The organism is Peptacetobacter hominis (assembly GCF_006861675.1).
Taxonomy (GTDB): Bacteria; Bacillota; Clostridia; order Peptostreptococcales; family Peptostreptococcaceae; genus Peptacetobacter; species Peptacetobacter hominis.
In genome coordinates, this window is the sequence record NZ_SGJB01000005.1 from 1 (window position 1) to 23,716 (window position 23,716).

Below are 23,716 nucleotides of genomic sequence, written 5' to 3' on the forward strand. Positions count from 1 at the left end.
TTTACAACCACTATTTACTGATAACAAGAAAAAATGCTGTCGCAAAACGTTATAAAAAACGTTAATGCGACAGCACCTTTAAATAATATAATACTATCTTGATATCTTATCTATAGTCATAGATGGAACACTTATACTAGCTCCCATTGTAGATTCATAAGTATATATTCCAGTACTTAAACCATATACTGTTATATAATCTTCTTCTAGGATTCTTTCTGATATTATACTTGAATCATAACTTCCTAATATAATTTTATCATAATCACCATCTACTGCTAATCTTATAGTTACAGATGTTCCATCTTCCATAGACTGAACAACTTTTCCGCTAAATTTAACTTTTTTAGCTAAATAATCATCTGGAGTTCTCGCTAATTGTTCAAAAGTTATTCCAGTTTCATATCCTTTTTTTGCTTCCTCTTCCCGTTTCTTTCTTTCAGCTTCCTGTTTTTCAGCTTCAGCTTTTTCCTGAGCTTCTTTTTCAGCCTGAAGCTGAGCTTCTTTTTTAGCCTGTTCTGCTGCAGTCATTTCAAACCAAGGAGCCGCCTCATCAACTTTTGCCTGTAATTCCTGTATTTTAGAATCTTTTTCTTCAATCTGAGCCTGATATTCAGCTATACTACTACTATCATTAAATATAAATGCTCCTATTATAATCCCTACTACAAACGGAATTATCGTTTCTTTTCTAAGTATAATTTTTTTCCAATTCTTTTTATTGTTTGTAGTAGTTATTTTATTTTCTTCTTTAATATCTTTAACATTCTTATCATTTATGATTTCTTCAGAACTATCCTCCTCTTTTATGTCTGCTTTTGATAATTCCTGCTCTTTGTTTTTTGTTTCTAAATCCCTCATTAATTTCTCTTTCTCAGATTCTAGCTTATCCATATTGCTATTATTTTCAAGAATCTCAGCTTCAATGACCTTTATCTTGTCATTAAAAACATCTTTATCCTCATCCGATACAGACTCATCCATAGCTGCTATTGCATTTTTTATGCTATCGATTCTCTTTTGGCAATTATCGTTTTTTTCCTTAATCTCTGATATTATATTTTCTTTTTCAAGAATAGCATTATTTATATCATCAATTGATGATAATTCAACACTATTATACTTTTTATGTGTAATATTTTGCTTTTTATTTTCAATATAAAATATTACACATACAACAACTAATAAAAATAATACAAAACCCATTTTCTCTCCTCCTAAGAATATTGTATATTTATAATATCATAGTTTATATAAAAATTCTACATTTTCTATAAAACAAAATGGGTAAGTGCAACTCCGCCCCTACTCATTTTGTGTATTATTAAGGATATTTTTTTAAATATTTTAGTTTTTATATACCTCCATTGATTTCGATTATTATCACATAATCATCACATTTAAAATTCTTTCGAGTTTTTTCGAGTTTTGTTTTGAGTCAACTCGATTCTGCATTCTTGAATGTAGCATATATATGTCTGTAGCATTGCCACCTACTTTTATTACCTAATTAGCCCTTGGTTCTTTTGAATAATAATCTGACTCCTTCATTAAAGCTGCTTTGTATTTATGAGATATGATTAAAGCTGCATCAGTATCTCCATGATATGTAACTATTTTTCTCACGTATTTTTCCTCTTGTACTGGTTCGGTTATTTTCTTTTTAAAATCTATCCATACAGAAAAAAATAGGGGCATAGCCCCTATTTTTACACATCTTAAAATATAACCTTTTTATTTTATCTAATCACTATCTATTATACAACCTCATCAATAGTATTATTAATTAACTTCAAAACCAATCCCCGGTATAAATCAGTCTATATACTTTTGAATATATACATCTATTCTATTAAATTATACTATTAACATGTATAATATATATTAGCTAAAAAACAAAAGAGGGAGATATATTTATGAAAAGAAAAACCTTATTAATATTATTATCAACAATGCTAATCTTCTCATTAGTTAGCATCTCAAATACATCTTATGCAAAAATGAGAAGTTTTAGTAGAGGAACATCTTCTCTCAGAAGAACAAACCATTCATATACTACTAAAAAATCATTTAAGATTCCAAGAATCACTAATAAATCAAATACTTCAGGAAAAAACAACTATAAAAATAATTATAACTATATTGGAAATACACACCTTACAAATAACTTTTTTAGAATGTACGGAATTTCTCATATGCTTAGCGGTAATCACCATAGTATAACCGATGATGATATAGTTGAAGAATTAATGGCTAAAGGATATTCAGAGGAAGAAGCCGAGAAAATACTTGAAGAAAATCAGTCTGAATATTATCACTACAGAAGGGTTAGATTTTTTAGAAATACAGTTATCTCATTAATTTTTGTGGCAGTTCTCATATTAATTGGAATCTTTATATATCGACGTTTCTTTAGAATATAAAAATAACCCCCAGAATTAAAATTATAAGTTCTGGGGGTATGATATTTATTTAATCTCTATACTAGTCTCTTTAAATATATATTTTCCACTCTTTGATTTTAAATTTACAAATAAATCTCCTTCATAATCTTTCTCAAAAAAATTTCTTGTAACAACTTTATTTCCTTTTAAATCTACTTTATCGTATTCAACAACAACATACTCTGCACCGTCAGTTTTCTTTATACTTTCTGGTATATTTGACGGATCTATCTCTGATTTTGAAATAACAGTATTATTTTTATCCATCTGATATATATTTATCCCTTTGATATCAAATATTGCATATATCGACATTTTAGCATATGAATCAGTCTTCTTGTCATCTTTTATGGTAGAAAAAGTCATCATTTCTCCTTCTTCGTCTCTTGAATCTGCTTCATAACCAAACTCTCTATCTCTACTAATATATATCCTTCCATTAGATTCCTGATATACTTCATTGAAAAAATATGTCGGCAAATTGTTATTGTCACCTGTCAACGTATATATCTCTCCAGATATTACTGTACCTCTATCCCCAACATCTACATTTGAATTGATTATCTCTGGATCACTTATTGTATAAGTTGTACTTTCTCCATTTTTATCGGCAAAAGTAGGTGCCATAAATCTTATTCCTTTCAGATTTTTAAATGTTACATCCTTTTCGACAAATTCTCCGTCTTTTTTATCTGATACCCGAGCATAAATTTTTTCATTTCCAGATTCATTGCTTACAGATTCTGTTGTAATAAATACTCCTATAAATTTGTCTTTGTTAAAATTATTTACAAAATAGTACGTCCCTGCAATACTTATGGCAGCTAAAACTACAATAAATACAAAAAATCTGCTCTTTTTCATATAGCTTCCTCCTATGACAGAAATCATCTTTTTTTGATTCTATCATTTTTACGATTCAAAGAAAATATTTTCTGAATATTGTAATTTTATTGTAATCTTATTAATAACCTTGCAATTTATTATTTTTCAAATATCTCAAATCTATATTTCTGATTTGTAATATTATCTTTTCTTCCTTCCTCTACCTCTTCGATAAACATATCAAAAGGTCTTACAAACATACCATAATCACCATACATAGCCTGATATACAACCATTTTTTCTCCTGTCTCACTGTGAACAGCTATATCATGTACATAATAAAGATTTCCTTTGAAATGTCTATATAATCTTTTTATTTCTATATTTCTCATATTACAACTCCTTTATATTTTATAATATCTATATTACCCCAAGTACAACTTTTATAATCCCTATTGATTTTATTTTATAACAGCAAAATACTCCCTGATGGTATTATATCAGAGAGTATTATATTTACTTAAAAATTTATTCTGTTCTAAGTGCCGTAACAGGATCTTCCTTTGCAGCTTTTCTTGAAGGTATTATTCCCCCTATAAGAGTAAGCAGAATACTTATAACTATAAGAACTATTCCTGCAAATATCGGAAGTGCTGCATTTATATTATCCTTACCTGTTACTGAGTGTATTATCTGATTTATAGGAACGATAAGTATAATCGTCATTCCTATTCCGATTATTCCGGATAATGCTCCTATTATAAATGTCTCAGCATTGAAAACCTGTGAAATATTTTTCTTTGAAGCTCCAATTGCTCTAAGAACTCCTATTTCTTTTTTACGCTCAAGTACACTTATATATGTTATTACACCTATCATTATAGATGAAACGACAAGAGATATTGCAACAAATGCCACAAGAACATAACTTATCGCATTTATTATTGTTGTTACAGAAGACATAAGACTTCCGACCATATCAGTGTATGATATAACCTGGTCATCCCGTCCCGCTTTTTCCATTCTTTCATTGTATGAATCCAATATATCTATTACCTTTTCCTTTTCTTCAAAGTCTTTAGGATATATAGATATTTCTGATGGATTACTGAAGTCTGCGTATCCAAGCTTTTTAAGGTTGTTTTCGCTTGTCTCGTCTTCCTGATACATCATTGCTGTCATAAGTTCCATTATTTCCTCTTCGCTCATATCCATATTCATAGCTCCAGAAAAAGCACTCATATCAAATTTAAAAGCATTTGCCATTGAAGCACTTAACTTTCTCATGCTATTTGTTATTTCTTTTTCAAGAGCAGATGAAATTGAACCTGTTACAGATCCCATATATCCTTTAAGAATAGAATATATCTGTTCCTCTATTGAGTTTGACCGCGCTATTTCATCAAGATGTTTATTTATAATTTTTTTTGCTTCATCAGTCTGTATATACTCCATAAAATACTGTCCCATTTTCATTATGTCTGGAAGATTATTTTCCTCTGAATACTTATAGAACTCGTCTATTATAGTATTTAGAATTTCCTTCATCTGAGCATCTGTAAGCTTTATTTCACCATTTTCCTTTATAGCCTGTTCAACCTGGTCGATAAGAAGTTTTTCGACCTGAGGACTGTTCAGATATGACATAACCTGAATATCCAACATACTAAAATCCATTTCAGGCCTATTCTTTACATAATCCATATACCCAGCTGCCAAATCCGATATCATACTGTTTATCTGTTCAGTAGATATATTTATATCTATTTTACTTATAATATCAGAAATATTTATACCTGGAAGAGATACCTGTCCCATAAGGTTATTAAGATTGCTTAAATCGACATTTATCCGGCTTGGATCCATCTGAAAAGCTGATGCAAATTTTGATTCATCAACTTTGAATAAAGATTTCATATCAAATCCACCTTCTGATGATTTTGAATTAAATTCTTTGCCTGTAAATACATTTATATCTTCATTTTTTAACTGCTGTTTTACAATCTCGCTTTCAGAAGCTTTTTCTATAACATGTTTGGAAAGTTCAGGTGTATAGTATATTCCAGGCATAAGCATTGATATAGAAGCATCTTTCTTAGGCTGAACTATACCCACTATTTTTATTTTCTCGCCTTTTTCAACCAGAGATTTCATATACTTTTCATCATTTTTCTTATCTTTCCATACTTTATAAGATGAGTCATATTGATAACAGTCCGCTGCATTTACAAGTCTGAACTCTGCATTCAATACTTCTTCATATGAATATCCGTTTTTACCTTCTGGGATTTTAACTTCCTCTTCTTTTGCAAACTGTTTTACCATCTTATCAAGTTCTTCTGGATCCCTTAGATTAAGAGCATAAAGAAAATAATCGCTTATACTTCCATCTGGATAAAGAACAAGTACACATTCATTATATTTTGAAGGCCATTTCCCAGCCTTTACATCGTATTGATTCTGATAAAGACTCTTATTCTCCGGCATCTGCATAAACACATTTGTACTCATCATAGATGACATCATACTATTTGTAGTACTTTCAGAACCTAAACCCATAGCAGAAAATGATTTATCAGGATGAACCTGTCTTATATTATCAGTATCTGCACTGTATATCTGCGGCTCTATGCCATATGAATATTCTATAGCTTTTGTATGTTTCTCTATACCTGATTTTCCTGAATCAAAATACTTTTTAAGTGATTTCAGGTCATTTGAACCTACAGTTGAAAACATTCCTGTAAGTGTCTCCTGAACCCGCATATCTTCTTTTGTTTTTTTGCTGTCAGAATCCTTTGAATTTGAACCTGACATACTCCGAAATAAAGACGACATATCATATCCTGCTTTCTGAATCTGAAGCGGATATTCTGACAATGTTTCTTCTTCAATATCGTTTATATAATTATTAATTCCGTTAGATAATGATAAAATAAGTGCAATTCCTATAATACCAATAGAACCTGCAAATGCTGTAAGAATTGTTCTTCCTTTTTTGGTTTTCAGGTTATTAAAGCTAAGAGAAAGCGATGTAAGAAAAGACATCGACGTTTTCCCCATATTCTGACTTTTTTCAGATACTATGTCAGCTTCTGATACATCAAATCTATCTGTATCATCAAGTATTTTACCGTCTTTCAATGTAACTATCCTTGTAGCATACTCCTCTGCAAGTTCTGGGTTGTGCGTTACCATTACAACAAGTCTATCTTTAGCAACTTCTTTCAAAAGTTCCATTACCTGTACACTTGTCTCGCTATCAAGAGCTCCTGTTGGCTCATCAGCAAGTACTATATCAGGATCGTTTACAAGTGCTCTGGCTATTGCAACACGCTGCATCTGCCCACCTGAAAGCTGATTCGGTTTTTTGTGTATATGTTTTATAAGCCCTACTTTTTCAAGAGCTTCCTTTGCCATCTCTCTTCTCTGTGATTTTGAAACTCCTGATATTGTAAGTGCAAGTTCAACATTTGAAAGAACTGTCTGATGTGGAATAAGATTGTAGCTTTGGAATACAAATCCTATTGTATGATTTCTGTATGAGTCCCAATCTCTATCTTTATACTCCTTGGTAGATATTCCATTTATGACAAGATCTCCACTGTCATATCTGTCAAGACCTCCTATTATATTAAGAAGAGTTGTTTTTCCAGATCCACTTGGCCCAAGTATTGCAACGAATTCATTGTCTCTAAGGTTTAGACTTACATCGTCAAGTGCCTTTTGTACAAGTCCCCCTGTTTTGTATTCTTTTTTTATGTTTTTGATTTGTAGCAAGTTGTCACCTCTTTTCTTTTCATATTAAGATTATATCACTATTAGTATTTTGAGGGGGATTTTATTTTTAATATTCTGTATTTAATTGATGTGTTAAGTTTATACAAATATTATGTCAAATATAACAGATTTAATTATATTCCAACATGATTATACTTTCATCTTTATGAGAAATTCTGTCCATTAGTTCAAGTCTTATTTATATTCCAATATGGTTCTACTTTAATACAATCTCCAAGTGCTTTTACAGTAAAAGTAAAAGGATTTACATTCCAATATGGTTCTACTTTAATCTTTTCTTCACCTTTTTCATTAATAAATGTTTTTACATTTACATTCCAATATGGTTCTACTTTAATTTTAGTCCATGCTGCAATTGTATTTTTTACTTCCGTATTTACATTCCAATATGGTTCTACTTTAATCATATCTTCAGTTGCTTTTTTGAAAAAATCTTTTGCAATTTACATTCCAATATGGTTCTACTTTAATCTGCTTCTAAACCAACAGATGATAATGCTGCAGCAAATTTACATTCCAATATGGTTCTACTTTAATAACATCAGAAAGATTAATAAAAAGCTGAAGATAAATATTTACATTCCAATATGGTTCTACTTTAATCTGTTTCGATATTTGATATAATCTCTATCGCTTCATATTTACATTCCAATATGGTTCTACTTTAATCATAGTATTTTTTGGCAAGCCCCCAAAGTGTGTCTCATTTACATTCCAATATGGTTCTACTTTAATGAGGTTTTGTCATTGTTAAATTTAAATTTATCAGTATTTACATTCCAATATGGTTCTACTTTAATATGTAATATAACCTATCTCTTTTATCTCTTATATCAATTTACATTCCAATATGGTTCTACTTTAATTAATTCTGCATATTCTTCTATGCTTTCCTCATTTACATTTACATTCCAATATGGTTCTACTTTAATTGCTAACAAGACTCCATTCTCGACTGCAGAAGTAAATTTACATTCCAATATGGTTCTACTTTAATATTACATAAATCTATAAGAGTATGACTTTCAAGCTCATTTACATTCCAATATGGTTCTACTTTAATTACAAGAAAAGAAGTTAAATCAGAAACAGTAAAAACATTTACATTCCAATATGGTTCTACTTTAATCAGTTGCTTATACTCTTCATGTTCTTTTATCATCTCCATTTACATTCCAATATGGTTCTACTTTAATATTCAAATTGCAAGGTATGAAATGATTGATAAGAATTATTTACATTCCAATATGGTTCTACTTTAATTCATCCTGCAATAGTTGGATTGGATATGACGCTTGAATTTACATTCCAATATGGTTCTACTTTAATTTAGCTTGAAATACGTCAACATGTTTTTTTATATAATTTACATTCCAATATGGTTCTACTTTAATAATATATTTTAGTGCCTTTAATCTCATGCTTGTGTAATTTACATTCCAATATGGTTCTACTTTAATCCACCAGGAAGAAAGACGCATAAGATTCAGATTATTACATTTACATTCCAATATGGTTCTACTTTAATTCGCTTTCTGAATTGTATCTACGAATGTCTGAACGCTATTTACATTCCAATATGGTTCTACTTTAATAAAGATGGCAATAGATGAACTTATGATGATTTCAATATTTACATTCCAATATGGTTCTACTTTAATCGAGCACTTGTATTTGAGTGTTGAATGCGATTGATTTATTTACATTCCAATATGGTTCTACTTTAATTGAAAAAGCAGTTGTTGATAAAGCAAGAAAACCGCTATTTACATTCCAATATGGTTCTACTTTAATTCTAACAGAAGTAGAAAAAGAAATATTGCTAGAATCATTTACATTCCAATATGGTTCTACTTTAATCAAGTGCTTCCATTGCGTCTGATACAGTTTTACCATTTACATTCCAATATGGTTCTACTTTAATAAGATGGAAGGTTCTACTCTATCAAACATTGCATCATTTACATTCCAATATGGTTCTACTTTAATTGAGACAGATATGTCTTTTGCTGACTATCTGGATATCATTTACATTCCAATATGGTTCTACTTTAATCAGGCCATTAAGACAGTAGCGGAAGCATACTCGAATTTACATTCCAATATGGTTCTACTTTAATCAATCATTCATCTCCAAGTATAACACTTCGTTATAATTTACATTCCAATATGGTTCTACTTTAATAGTATAAATGGCTGAAAGTAACTTTTTCCCGTTCGTATTTACATTCCAATATGGTTCTACTTTAATCTATAGTAAAAGCAGGTGAGGTAGATGTCTATAAATTTACATTCCAATATGGTTCTACTTTAATACATTGAAGTAATCCAGACTCACAACAATTTTAATAAATTTACATTCCAATATGGTTCTACTTTAATCACGCTGGACATGAAACTGGAAACAGTAAAAGTATATTTACATTCCAATATGGTTCTACTTTAATAAAGAGATGTTATAGCTTATGTAAAAAGATATAATAATTTACATTCCAATATGGTTCTACTTTAATATATAGTACCGACCATAGATATAAAAGTAGCTTTAGATTTACATTCCAATATGGTTCTACTTTAATGAATGGTGAAGTAGTAAAATCAATTGAAACACAAAATTTACATTCCAATATGGTTCTACTTTAATGCTTTTATAATATAATTCTGTATCTGAACTATATTTATTTACATTCCAATATGGTTCTACTTTAATACAAGAAAAATAAAGGAGTGATTTAAGTGAGTAATAATTTACATTCCAATATGGTTCTACTTTAATTAAAGTCAAAAATAATATAAAAAATTTAATTATAGAAATTTACATTCCAATATGGTTCTACTTTAATTTTTGAAAAATCAACATCCCAGCAATCATATAATTCATTTACATTCCAATATGGTTCTACTTTAATTTGTTTCTTTCAATTTAGATTTTACTGATGATAGCATATTTACATTCCAATATGGTTCTACTTTAATACAGATACTGTACTAACTGATATAAACGGAAATCCTAATTTACATTCCAATATGGTTCTACTTTAATTAGATAATTTCAATAAAAAGAAATTTGATAAAACAAAATTTACATTCCAATATGGTTCTACTTTAATAAGGCAGAAAATAAATTTCTACAATGATAGGTATATTTACATTCCAATATGGTTCTACTTTAATCACATGACACAGCGACATATTTTCTAATGATTTAGCCATTTACATTCCAATATGGTTCTACTTTAATAGAAATAGCTATCACTATAAAAAACCTTTCACTTAATTTACATTCCAATATGGTTCTACTTTAATCAATTTTCCGTCTAGCCTACTATTTGAATAATTCAAATTTACATTCCAATATGGTTCTACTTTAATTTTTATAGGTATTGTTGCAGGAAATATATTTACACATTTACATTCCAATATGGTTCTACTTTAATATACATAGTGATATTGAGTTGACAGATGCCTATATATTTACATTCCAATATGGTTCTACTTTAATTTCATTAGATAGAATATCACTGTTAGTTAATGCACATTTACATTCCAATATGGTTCTACTTTAATGTCGAACAGAGGTGGAGCTTATGATAAAGATACTGATTTACATTCCAATATGGTTCTACTTTAATCAACTTTTAAAAATGAAACTATTTTAGACCCATTTAATTTACATTCCAATATGGTTCTACTTTAATGGGTGTAGTTAAGAACATTGAGTTTATAGCAAGTACATTTACATTCCAATATGGTTCTACTTTAATAGTAACATTTGCTGAGGCTTTTCAATCAATGTTAAAAATTTACATTCCAATATGGTTCTACTTTAATATAATATAGATATCTGCTCAGGACTTGCTATATTTATATTTACATTCCAATATGGTTCTACTTTAATATAATATAGATATCTGCTCAGGACTTGCTATATTTATATTTACATTCCAATATGGTTCTACTTTAATATAATATAGATATCTGCTCAGGACTTGCTATATTTATATTTACATTCCAATATGGTTCTACTTTAATATAATATAGATATCTGCTCAGGACTTGCTATATTTATATTTACATTCCAATATGGTTCTACTTTAATATAATATAGATATCTGCTCAGGACTTGCTATATTTATATTTACATTCCAATATGGTTCTACTTTAATTGTTTCCAAGTCTTGCGAATATTCCACTATCTTCATTTACATTCCAATATGGTTCTACTTTAATTATTTATCCTAACTAATTCAGGGTCTAGTTCCTCAGTATTTACATTCCAATATGGTTCTACTTTAATGTATTAGGAAACTCATCTAACTGGTATAACTCATATATTTACATTCCAATATGGTTCTACTTTAATTGCAATACCGGTTTTTATATATACATCAGCCATATATTTACATTCCAATATGGTTCTACTTTAATATTGCGACATGTATATGAATATTATCTGTATTGTAAATTTACATTCCAATATGGTTCTACTTTAATTTTTCAGCATTTCTTGTTGTTTCTGCTGAAAATTCATTTACATTCCAATATGGTTCTACTTTAATGCCTGAGATTTACTTGCTATAACTGTTATAGTTACATTTACATTCCAATATGGTTCTACTTTAATCATCAAATCCTGACTATATTTGCGTAGCTGAGATGAAATTTACATTCCAATATGGTTCTACTTTAATATTTATGATGTAGTTTGTTTCATCCGGATACCAGATATTTACATTCCAATATGGTTCTACTTTAATGAACGCATAATCATCATCACCACCAAACATATTACATTTACATTCCAATATGGTTCTACTTTAATTGAGAGTATTACTGGGCTTTGCCCAGTTCCACACCTCATTTACATTCCAATATGGTTCTACTTTAATTGCATCTATATCAGATAATTTAAGATCGCCAAAAAAATTTACATTCCAATATGGTTCTACTTTAATTATTATCTCCGTGTTTACAATATAATTTGTTTCATCATTTACATTCCAATATGGTTCTACTTTAATGAACATAATAAAGATGAACTCCAGTTCCAGATGAATTTACATTCCAATATGGTTCTACTTTAATTCGATATTCATAATCAGCTTTATCTACATCAATATCATTTACATTCCAATATGGTTCTACTTTAATACAAGGGCTTGAAGATATAATATATATTTTATAAGAATTTACATTCCAATATGGTTCTACTTTAATGAGAGAATGATGGCAATAGGCGGGGCTATTGTTTTGATTTACATTCCAATATGGTTCTACTTTAATCTATTTTTCTTTAATAAGTTTAAAAATTATTTCTTCATTTACATTCCAATATGGTTCTACTTTAATCCAAAAACATTGAAATTATAACCATTTATTGTAATCTGATTTACATTCCAATATGGTTCTACTTTAATAAATTAAAAAAAATAATAAATAAAGGCATTGATGAAATTTACATTCCAATATGGTTCTACTTTAATGTGATATAACAAAAATAGATATAACAAAATTACCAAATTTACATTCCAATATGGTTCTACTTTAATTTCTGTTGAAACACTAAACGAAAAAATATTATTAAATTTACATTCCAATATGGTTCTACTTTAATCAAGCAATAAAAAAAGGCTCAGAAAGGCTTACAGAAATTTACATTCCAATATGGTTCTACTTTAATTAAACTATATCCAATATTACCTAAAATATATAAAGCATTTACATTCCAATATGGTTCTACTTTAATAAATAGTTTTTTCAAAGTTTAATTCAAGAAAATATTTATTTACATTCCAATATGGTTCTACTTTAATAAAGATACAAAATAATTAAATCAAAATCAGAAATAATTTACATTCCAATATGGTTCTACTTTAATGATATATGAAGAAATGTATCCAGTAAAGGAGAAAAAATTTACATTCCAATATGGTTCTACTTTAATTACAGATACAAAAGTACCTGCAGGAGTGGTTACAGGATTTACATTCCAATATGGTTCTACTTTAATTTGGCATTATCCAAATCAGGTTAAGGGTCTAAGCATTTACATTCCAATATGGTTCTACTTTAATTGCAGACGCTTGGATATACGGATACAGAACAGTTGGTAATTTACATTCCAATATGGTTCTACTTTAATAAGAAGGGCGATTCCATGTTATGAGTGGTGAAGCATAATTTACATTCCAATATGGTTCTACTTTAATTAAAAGGCGACCTCAATGGGAACGAGTAACACTCGAATTTACATTCCAATATGGTTCTACTTTAATTCACACTAACCGTTATTTTCACTTTCTGAGGAGTTTTATTTACATTCCAATATGGTTCTACTTTAATAAAAGATGATGGCAATAGGCGGGGCTATTGTTTTGCATTTACATTCCAATATGGTTCTACTTTAATCTTTGAAAGCCCTAGCCTATTTCTATTATTTGCTTGATTTACATTCCAATATGGTTCTACTTTAATTTCTGCAAGTTCTTTAATTCTTATACATACATCTTCATTTACATTCCAATATGGTTCTACTTTAATATGGATGTAAGTATACAAGGTAAGTTTGAATCTATGATTTACATTCCAATATGGTTCTACTTTAATAGATGCTAAGTTAATGTCAGCAGATGGCTCAAATTAATTTACATTCCAATATGGTTCTACTTTAATTCAATATTTTTTAGTGAAGTAGGAGGAAGAACAAAATTTACATTCCAATATGGTTCTACTTTAATAGAGGGTACAGACTACTATCTTGAAAGAAATAGTAAATTTACATTCCAATATGGTTCTACTTTAATCAATGCGAAAAAAAGAAGAAAGTAATTTTCCAGATATTTACATTCCAATATGGTTCTACTTTAATTAAAGAAAGATATACTGGCTCTTATAAAGAAGCAGCATTTACATTCCAATATGGTTCTACTTTAATAGTCCCCCCGCCTTTTGAATTTGCTTAAATATTTAAATTTACATTCCAATATGGTTCTACTTTAATTTTTTTCATCTGATACAGTTGTATTTCCAGGATCATATTTACATTCCAATATGGTTCTACTTTAATGCTGCAAAAGAATTGTATCCTAATATCGCTGGATGAATTTACATTCCAATATGGTTCTACTTTAATAAATCTAAAAAAACATTTTTACCACCTTCTATCATTTATTTACATTCCAATATGGTTCTACTTTAATCCTTTCCAAAAATAAAGTATAAAAAAAGAACCCTCTATTTACATTCCAATATGGTTCTACTTTAATCGTTCTTGTATAAATCAGCCATTTTTAGAACCTCATCATTTACATTCCAATATGGTTCTACTTTAATTCCATACCATGTTGTTTCTGAATATGCATCAAGCTCATTTACATTCCAATATGGTTCTACTTTAATTAAAAAAGAAATCTAAAAAATAAGAGTGTGAAAAAATTTACATTCCAATATGGTTCTACTTTAATGTCTTTTAATATGCTATTGCTTAAAACCCCAGAAGAATTTACATTCCAATATGGTTCTACTTTAATAATAAAGTTGGAACGTGAACAGAGTAGCAAGGCGAATATTTACATTCCAATATGGTTCTACTTTAATACTTTTAAATCTGGCAATGCTGAAAGGTGGGATACTATTTACATTCCAATATGGTTCTACTTTAATGTTATTTTTGAATATGATAAAACGATTGGAATATCAAATTTACATTCCAATATGGTTCTACTTTAATGCGATTCAGACATCGCAAATGTATTTGATTAAACATATTTACATTCCAATATGGTTCTACTTTAATATAAAAAATGGAGTTTCCTCTCTTGCTTCAAGCATAATTTACATTCCAATATGGTTCTACTTTAATTTCTTCTGAAAAAGAATATGAGTTCGACATGTATGTATTTACATTCCAATATGGTTCTACTTTAATAAGTTGATAAGGATATTACAACTGTTGTCGATTTAAAATTTACATTCCAATATGGTTCTACTTTAATCAAGAAAAAGAACTTATGCAGTTGTTCCCGATTCTGATTTACATTCCAATATGGTTCTACTTTAATGCGATTCAGACATCGCAAATGTATTTGATTAAACATATTTACATTCCAATATGGTTCTACTTTAATGAAAAGTTTAAAAAATTGCCTTGAAGACTTTGCAAGATTTACATTCCAATATGGTTCTACTTTAATTGATGATATAAAATCGAATATAACAGAAATTGTAATATTTACATTCCAATATGGTTCTACTTTAATGAAAATTTAAACGAGTTTCTTCAAGATGGCTTAGCGAATTTACATTCCAATATGGTTCTACTTTAATCTGGAAAGCTGTCAACACTAGGAGACAACGCTTCTAATTTACATTCCAATATGGTTCTACTTTAATTATCAACAAAATATCTTTGCCCTTTTCCGGTGATTTTATTTACATTCCAATATGGTTCTACTTTAATTCTATCAAATACGTTAGGCTTCGTAAAAACGCAAGCATTTACATTCCAATATGGTTCTACTTTAATACGGCTACAACCCGCTTAAAGACTACGCCAAGTATCATTTACATTCCAATATGGTTCTACTTTAATTTTACATTTACAAGCCTCATTCCCATTGCCTTTGAATATTTACATTCCAATATGGTTCTACTTTAATAGTATATGTTTTTTATCATGTGTTTTTCCCCATAACATTTACATTCCAATATGGTTCTACTTTAATTTCGTACTCTCCTGTTGAAACCGCGTTTTTATTATTATTTACATTCCAATATGGTTCTACTTTAATTTCTTTTTCCCCATAGTCTATCGATACGGTATCTATATTTACATTCCAATATGGTTCTACTTTAATACTAATATAGCTAAAACAATAGCCACGAAATTCACATATTTACATTCCAATATGGTTCTACTTTAATAGATATTTTTCTTTGAAAATAGGAAAAAAAGAAGCTAATTTACATTCCAATATGGTTCTACTTTAATGAATCTAAGAAGAACCAGTATGATAGATTGAAGAACATTTACATTCCAATATGGTTCTACTTTAATCTGCTCTTATCTGCTGTTCATATATCTTTGTTTTTTCATTTACATTCCAATATGGTTCTACTTTAATCTATTATTAAGATATTCTCTAAATTCTCCCTTTGTATTTACATTCCAATATGGTTCTACTTTAATGCCGTTGGTATAAGTCCTGCAACGAGTAATTCACTATTTACATTCCAATATGGTTCTACTTTAATAAAGTTAACAAGAAGAATAAGCGATGGGGAACTTCAAATTTACATTCCAATATGGTTCTACTTTAATCCACCACATACAATGTTTTATTGTAAATGTTGTGCAAATTTACATTCCAATATGGTTCTACTTTAATCAATCGAACAAATAAGAAGTGGAATTGATAAACTGAATTTACATTCCAATATGGTTCTACTTTAATCACTAGAAGCTTTAAGCAATGCTATCGAAGATATAGATTTACATTCCAATATGGTTCTACTTTAATCTCAAGTTCGAGCATATTTTCCTCGTCATCCTCTTCATTTACATTCCAATATGGTTCTACTTTAATTTAAAAAATCTGCCTTCAGATAAAAGGCATTGGCATTAATTTACATTCCAATATGGTTCTACTTTAATTGTATCTTCAGTTTCATATATGATATTCACTTTTTCAATTTACATTCCAATATGGTTCTACTTTAATTAGAAAAGAAAAATAAAGAAGATGATCCAATGCTAAAATTTACATTCCAATATGGTTCTACTTTAATGGCAAAATGAAGAGATAAAAAAGAAAACTAAGAAATATTTACATTCCAATATGGTTCTACTTTAATGAGATGGTAAAAAGTATAATCCTAAAGACCTTCCGCATTTACATTCCAATATGGTTCTACTTTAATAAGCGGATACGGTATTGGTCTGTTATAATCATCAAGATTTACATTCCAATATGGTTCTACTTTAATCGCTTAGTCTATCTGAAAAATCAGCGAATGATTGTTATTTACATTCCAATATGGTTCTACTTTAATTTTTCAAATCAACACATGATCTTGATGAACGAGCAAATTTACATTCCAATATGGTTCTACTTTAATTATTAAAACCGCCTGAAAGAATAACTGTAAGTAAAATTTACATTCCAATATGGTTCTACTTTAATTAATATTACTTTTTTAGGAGTGAATTCTAAATTCACATTTACATTCCAATATGGTTCTACTTTAATCATACATTTAGACATACTCATGCTACAATATTGCTTCATTTACATTCCAATATGGTTCTACTTTAATGTCAAATAAACTTGCAGTTGCAGGACTTACTGATCTATTTACATTCCAATATGGTTCTACTTTAATTTTTAAGTTTGATGGATGAACGTTTTAGTGGAAGTAATTTACATTCCAATATGGTTCTACTTTAATATATCATTATTCATATCTACTCTACCTCCTATTAAAAATTTACATTCCAATATGGTTCTACTTTAATTCAGCGTAGGTCCGGTATCAGAGGAAATTTCAGAAGATTTACATTCCAATATGGTTCTACTTTAATATCAGTATTATCCGTTTCGTGAACCACTATAAACTTATTTACATTCCAATATGGTTCTACTTTAATTAATCATTTATTGCCTTGTTTTCGATTGTGCTTTCATTTACATTCCAATATGGTTCTACTTTAATCAGCACAGGCAGTTGCAACTGGTGCTACAACAGCACTATTTACATTCCAATATGGTTCTACTTTAATTGATCTAATCCTTGTTTTTGGTCTGGTCCATACGGTATTTACATTCCAATATGGTTCTACTTTAATTAAAAAAACAAAAAGAGAGGTAGAACTTCGTTTAAATATTTACATTCCAATATGGTTCTACTTTAATTATTAAATCCTTTATCATTTGAGCAAGCCGAATCATATTTACATTCCAATATGGTTCTACTTTAATGCTTGTATTCTTTTGACTTTTTATCAAAATTATCTTCATTTACATTCCAATATGGTTCTACTTTAATTCAATTTATAAATAATACAGAAGATGGGAACATTCCATTTACATTCCAATATGGTTCTACTTTAATTGGACGGAGGAATATTTTTTATAAAAGTATATGATATTTACATTCCAATATGGTTCTACTTTAATTCTATTAGATGAGTTTCAGAAAGTTTTAATATCTGAATTTACATTCCAATATGGTTCTACTTTAATAAGAAATAAGAGTTAAAAAACCTAAACCAACAGGAAAATTTACATTCCAATATGGTTCTACTTTAATCCACCGTCTTTTCTAAGTCGATATGCAAAAAAAGAATTTACATTCCAATATGGTTCTACTTTAATTGTTAAGCTTTTACTCATTTTCAGCAGAGCCATATATTTACATTCCAATATGGTTCTACTTTAATCTATCTGGTCGTCTTCTACAGTTATATTTTCTGTCATTTACATTCCAATATGGTTCTACTTTAATATTTTTTCTATTGTTTTCATAATATGATAATGTAAAATTTACATTCCAATATGGTTCTACTTTAATATTTCTGGGTTTAAAAACTTATTCACAAAGTATGTCATTTACATTCCAATATGGTTCTACTTTAATCATTAAAGCTGAGTCAAGACAAAACCAAATTGATCCATTTACATTCCAATATGGTTCTACTTTAATATAAGTAAGACATTGTATTAATAAATGTTTTTTCCCATTTACATTCCAATATGGTTCTACTTTAATTGAACAGTTGTATCAAGAACAGATATACATACAATATTTACATTCCAATATGGTTCTACTTTAATAAGTCGCTGCATCTTGAATTTTATATCTAAGTTCGTCATTTACATTCCAATATGGTTCTACTTTAATTTTACCAGGGTCTCCTTTATCACCCTTTTCACCCTGATTTACATTCCAATATGGTTCTACTTTAATGAATATCATATATGAAACTGAAGATACACTATATTTATTTACATTCCAATATGGTTCTACTTTAATAGATAGCTCAATTTTTGCTTTTAATATTTCTCCAGTATTTACATTCCAATATGGTTCTACTTTAATTGACCCGACGTGTGGTGCAGGTGCACTTCTTATAGATTTACATTCCAATATGGTTCTACTTTAATACACATAATATACTGTTCTCAGATTGCCTTTTTTATCATTTACATTCCAATATGGTTCTACTTTAATAATTTCATACTATTTGCCTTTCTATCTTTTCCATGGATTTACATTCCAATATGGTTCTACTTTAATTCAATAAAAGAAATGCTAAACAAATAATTCAAAAGTATTTACATTCCAATATGGTTCTACTTTAATATTTGCTGCTGTAGCAAATAAAGCTGAATGTAAAATATTTACATTCCAATATGGTTCTACTTTAATTAAAATCATGAGAGGTAAAGAAATAGTAAATGCAAAATTTACATTCCAATATGGTTCTACTTTAATCATATGTATCTGCAATTACAATGTTTTTAAATCCTTCATTTACATTCCAATATGGTTCTACTTTAATATGCTCAAGTATCTCTGAACCAAACCAACGTTCAACATTTACATTCCAATATGGTTCTACTTTAATGCATAAAGACATAAATAAAGGCGGAAGAACTGTTGGTATTTACATTCCAATATGGTTCTACTTTAATCACTTACCTAATCTGTCCGCCACTTCCTGGGCAGTCATATTTACATTCCAATATGGTTCTACTTTAATAGTAGGTCAAGCTAAAATAGCAAATGCATCTATCTAATTTACATTCCAATATGGTTCTACTTTAATAATTCCAGTCATAAATACCTTATTTCCAACAAGATCATTTACATTCCAATATGGTTCTACTTTAATTCTATACAACAAAATCTATGATTTGATGTATCAAAAATTTACATTCCAATATGGTTCTACTTTAATTTGCTATTTCAATGCAGATTGGTGTATTCCAGCGAAATTTACATTCCAATATGGTTCTACTTTAATTAGCATATTATGATGCAGCAGAAATGAACAGAGATAAATTTACATTCCAATATGGTTCTACTTTAATCCTAGCTAAAATATATAAATTCTCAGTTTCTTTTGGATTTACATTCCAATATGGTTCTACTTTAATGAAGCTATAGTTAAATTAATAGGTGAAGCTGCAACAATTTACATTCCAATATGGTTCTACTTTAATGTATATTTTATAAACTGCATTACCTGCTCTTTTGTAGATTTACATTCCAATATGGTTCTACTTTAATCATGGGATTAAGACCAGGAGAAGCATGTGGGCTTACAATTTACATTCCAATATGGTTCTACTTTAATTAGTTGATTCTATTTCCTTTACTATAGCTACTATCTATTTACATTCCAATATGGTTCTACTTTAATGAAGAATTCTATTGCTCTTCTGTCAAATACCCAAATATTTACATTCCAATATGGTTCTACTTTAATTGGCCACTCTTCAAGAGATATTTCATTCCATACTGCATTTACATTCCAATATGGTTCTACTTTAATCCTGCTCTATTTCTCTTATGAAGTAATTCCAGCGTCATTTACATTCCAATATGGTTCTACTTTAATTCTATATAGTTTCCTTTTTTGACATTTTCATTCATAATTTACATTCCAATATGGTTCTACTTTAATATTCAACGATTATAAAAGTGCTATAACTTATCTAAACATTTACATTCCAATATGGTTCTACTTTAATGCCTGGAACTGTATATCCTTCGAATGCCAATTTTTTATTTACATTCCAATATGGTTCTACTTTAATGCAGGTGCGAAACCTGCACAGTCCCACTTACTTAAATTTACATTCCAATATGGTTCTACTTTAATTTTTTAATTGTAAAATATTTATATAAATATATTTAAATTTACATTCCAATATGGTTCTACTTTAATAGAGCTATCTAAATTTCCATATAATCCTAAAAAAACATTTACATTCCAATATGGTTCTACTTTAATAACAAAAAACAATATAAATACAAAGTTAATGGAGCTATTTACATTCCAATATGGTTCTACTTTAATATTGTAGAACTCTACTGTCTGCTCATCCTTTATTTCATTTACATTCCAATATGGTTCTACTTTAATATTGAAAATAGTAATGAATTATCAAACACACCAATTCATTTACATTCCAATATGGTTCTACTTTAATTGCCTGGAACTGTATATCCTTCGAATGCCAATTTTTTATTTACATTCCAATATGGTTCTACTTTAATACAAGAAAAATAAAGGAGTGATTTAAGTGAGTAATAATTTACATTCCAATATGGTTCTACTTTAATAGAAAGATGCCAGAGGATAAACTGAATGGTTCATTTAATTTACATTCCAATATGGTTCTACTTTAATCTGCAACATGGACTGGCGAGCGCTAACCATAATGAAATTTACATTCCAATATGGTTCTACTTTAATTATTGTATTAGATATATATACAAATAGTCAGTATAAATTTACATTCCAATATGGTTCTACTTTAATTAATTCTGCATATTCTTCTATGCTTTCCTCATTTACATTTACATTCCAATATGGTTCTACTTTAATTCGGCATTAGAAAAATCTGCTTTTAAAAGACTGGCAACATTTACATTCCAATATGGTTCTACTTTAATCAATCCTTCTACAATCAAGCCTTTACAAGGCCTCTACTATTAAAACTTGTCTTCCTACTAAAAATCATAACATAAAACCTATCTAAAAAGAATATAAAAACTACTCAAAACTCAAATTCCAACATTGTCAATCTCCTACAATTATATACTTATCATAGGTCGACAATTATAAAAAATTACTTGTCTTATCTTCTTTTATTCCTAACATTTCCTTGTCTAACCACCTATCACTTCTACTCTCAAACAAAATTACAGAATCTTTATCTTCTCTTATTATTTCTCCAATTTCCCACTTCAATGACATAAGCTGTGATTTTGACAACTCACCTTCAAATACAGAATTTTGTATATGTGAAAGATACCTCTTACATATATTAAAAGTCTTTCTAAGAACCTTCTGACCTTCTTTATCTAATTTTATATCATAAACAAGAATAATATACATACTTCCTCCCAATTACCACCATATTTTAAATGGTTCATAATCTTTTTCACCTAAAATATGCTTTATTAGCTTATAGCATTCAAGTTTTATCAAATGTTCATAAGATACACTTCTGTTTAAATCTTTATGCTTAAGTGTCTTTTTCATTCTCTGATCAAACTCAGATACTATCATTTGAGAAGTTTCTTTATTAAGATGCAGATAATTAAGTCCTTTTGTAAAACATTTATCATTAATCTGGTTTCTATTAAACAATGAAAATATCAGTCTATCCGCTATTAAAGGTTTAAATATCTCAGCTATATCAAGACTCAATGAGAATCTTCTATCTCCAGGTTCATGAAGATAACTTATCGTTGGATTCAGCTGAGTTTCATAAATAGCAGATATAGCTTTTGTATATACTAAGGTATTCGCAAAAGAAATCATAGTATTGATAGCATTATCTGGTGGATTTTTCACTCTTTTGGTAAAATCAATCTCCTGATTTATAATTATATTCCATGCCTCATAGTATATTTTTCTTATATTACCCTCATATCCCATTAATTCTTTTATATCTTTGCTTTTACTGATTTCTCTTCTTAATCCCTCGATTTTATCCATATATGATTTGAGATCCTTTCCTCTTCCATTATAGTATCTCAAATTTCTATATATATTGAAACTGGCTCCATCTATAATTCTTTTTGCTATATCTAATCTTTTTTCTTTATCTGTATAACTTTCAACCTGTTTTACAAGAAGTTTACCTGACACCAATTTTTCCCTTGGATAAAAACTCCCGGAATAAAAACTGTAATAGTTGAAAAAATGTGCTGTGATACCATGTTGCGAGAAAAAATTTATAAGCTTTGTATTTAATTCCATTTCTCCCATAACATATATCTCATCTACGGTTTCTATTGGAATATATCTTTTTTCACCCTCTTCATTTATAAATACCATCGAATTATCTTTTCTTTTCAAAGTCCCATTGTTATATACATAATAGCTCTTTTTCATATCAGCACTTCCTTTTTCTTATATAAAACATAATTCATAGTATGCACACTTACTGCAGATACTTTTTTTATTCTCTTTAGGCGGTGTTTCTTTCTCTATTAGATCTTTTATTTTAGACTTCATATCCTCAAACAAGATTTCATCTTCCTCATTCAACTCTACATCTATACTTTGTTTAAGCAGAGGATAATCAATTTTACCAGAGATACCATCTATTCCTCTACTTTTTAGAAAGTATAAATAATATTTTAATTGCAGTATACTCGCTTCCTCAATTTTTCTACTTTTCTTGACTTCATGTATTATCTTTTTAGATCTTATAAAATCTATATTAACTATGTTATCTATATTTATATGCTTATCTTCCTTTTGATAACTCTTTTCTTCGAGCGCTTTTCCTATCCGCACATTATCATCAAAAGATTCCATTTGTATCTCATTACAGAAATACCACAACTTCCTTTCACATACCATATAATAGTAAATCATCATACCAGTTATTTCTCTTTGCATG

General features: G+C 28.7%; 9 protein-coding genes and 1 CRISPR repeat array. Of the genes, 1 reads left to right on the top strand and 8 read right to left on the bottom strand.

What is annotated here, in order from left to right:
* Positions 1-93: 93 nt before the first annotated feature.
* On the bottom strand, positions 94-1,206 hold the full coding sequence (locus tag EXD82_RS10420) for a coiled-coil domain-containing protein (protein WP_246082001.1): 1,113 nt from the start codon (positions 1,204-1,206) through the stop codon (positions 94-96).
* A gap of 300 nt (positions 1,207-1,506) precedes the next feature.
* A complete protein-coding gene (locus tag EXD82_RS10275) occupies positions 1,507-1,698 on the bottom strand; it encodes a hypothetical protein (protein WP_174919145.1) in 192 nt (63 codons plus the stop codon).
* 218 nt (positions 1,699-1,916) lie between these two features.
* Here EXD82_RS10275 and EXD82_RS03560 point away from each other — a divergent pair, with 218 nt between their 5' ends.
* Complete coding sequence (locus tag EXD82_RS03560) at positions 1,917-2,423, top strand: hypothetical protein (RefSeq protein WP_142535538.1); 507 nt, start codon at positions 1,917-1,919, stop codon at positions 2,421-2,423.
* Positions 2,424-2,468: 45 nt separating this feature from the next.
* Here EXD82_RS03560 and EXD82_RS03565 read toward each other — a convergent pair whose 3' ends face one another.
* The 6 genes from EXD82_RS03565 to cas4 form a co-directional block, all read right to left on the bottom strand.
* A complete protein-coding gene (locus tag EXD82_RS03565; RefSeq protein ID WP_142535539.1) occupies positions 2,469-3,308 on the bottom strand; it encodes a hypothetical protein in 840 nt (279 codons plus the stop codon).
* Positions 3,309-3,427: 119 nt separating this feature from the next.
* Positions 3,428-3,661 carry a DUF1653 domain-containing protein gene (locus EXD82_RS03570; RefSeq protein WP_142535540.1) on the bottom strand — a complete coding sequence of 78 codons (234 nt, stop codon included), beginning with the start codon at positions 3,659-3,661 and terminating at the stop codon, positions 3,428-3,430.
* A gap of 136 nt (positions 3,662-3,797) precedes the next feature.
* The gene (locus EXD82_RS03575; protein WP_142535541.1) at positions 3,798-7,049 is read right to left on the bottom strand and encodes an ABC transporter ATP-binding protein/permease; all 3,252 of its coding nucleotides are present in this window, start codon (positions 7,047-7,049) and stop codon (positions 3,798-3,800) included.
* A 132-nt stretch (positions 7,050-7,181) separates the two neighbouring features.
* Positions 7,182-21,752: direct repeats of the CRISPR family, unit length 30 nt; unit sequence ATTTACATTCCAATATGGTTCTACTTTAAT.
* A 166-nt stretch (positions 21,753-21,918) separates the two neighbouring features.
* Complete coding sequence (gene cas2 / locus EXD82_RS03580; RefSeq protein WP_142535542.1) at positions 21,919-22,197, bottom strand: CRISPR-associated endonuclease Cas2; 279 nt, start codon at positions 22,195-22,197, stop codon at positions 21,919-21,921.
* Between the two features lie 12 nt (positions 22,198-22,209).
* Positions 22,210-23,202 (bottom strand): type I-B CRISPR-associated endonuclease Cas1b, encoded by a 993-nt coding sequence (cas1b, locus tag EXD82_RS03585; RefSeq protein ID WP_142535543.1) that lies wholly within the window; start codon positions 23,200-23,202, stop codon positions 22,210-22,212.
* An 18-nt stretch (positions 23,203-23,220) separates the two neighbouring features.
* Entirely contained in the window at positions 23,221-23,715 is a 495-nt protein-coding gene (gene cas4 / locus EXD82_RS03590; protein WP_142535544.1) for a CRISPR-associated protein Cas4, read from the bottom strand.
* Position 23,716 lies beyond the last annotated feature (1 nt).

Bases quoted from the DNA above. Each gene is read 5' to 3' on its own strand.
- EXD82_RS10420 (WP_246082001.1), bottom strand. From the start codon at position 1,206: ATGGGTTTTGTATTATTTTTATTAGTTGTTGTATGTGTAATATTTTAT.
- EXD82_RS10275 (WP_174919145.1), bottom strand. From the start codon at position 1,698: ATGCCCCTATTTTTTTCTGTATGGATAGATTTTAAAAAGAAAATAACC.
- EXD82_RS03560 (WP_142535538.1), top strand. From the start codon at position 1,917: ATGAAAAGAAAAACCTTATTAATATTATTATCAACAATGCTAATCTTC.
- EXD82_RS03565 (WP_142535539.1), bottom strand. From the start codon at position 3,308: ATGAAAAAGAGCAGATTTTTTGTATTTATTGTAGTTTTAGCTGCCATA.
- EXD82_RS03570 (WP_142535540.1), bottom strand. From the start codon at position 3,661: ATGAGAAATATAGAAATAAAAAGATTATATAGACATTTCAAAGGAAAT.
- cas2 (WP_142535542.1), bottom strand. From the start codon at position 22,197: ATGTATATTATTCTTGTTTATGATATAAAATTAGATAAAGAAGGTCAG.
- cas1b (WP_142535543.1), bottom strand. From the start codon at position 23,202: ATGAAAAAGAGCTATTATGTATATAACAATGGGACTTTGAAAAGAAAA.
- cas4 (WP_142535544.1), bottom strand. From the start codon at position 23,715: ATGCAAAGAGAAATAACTGGTATGATGATTTACTATTATATGGTATGT.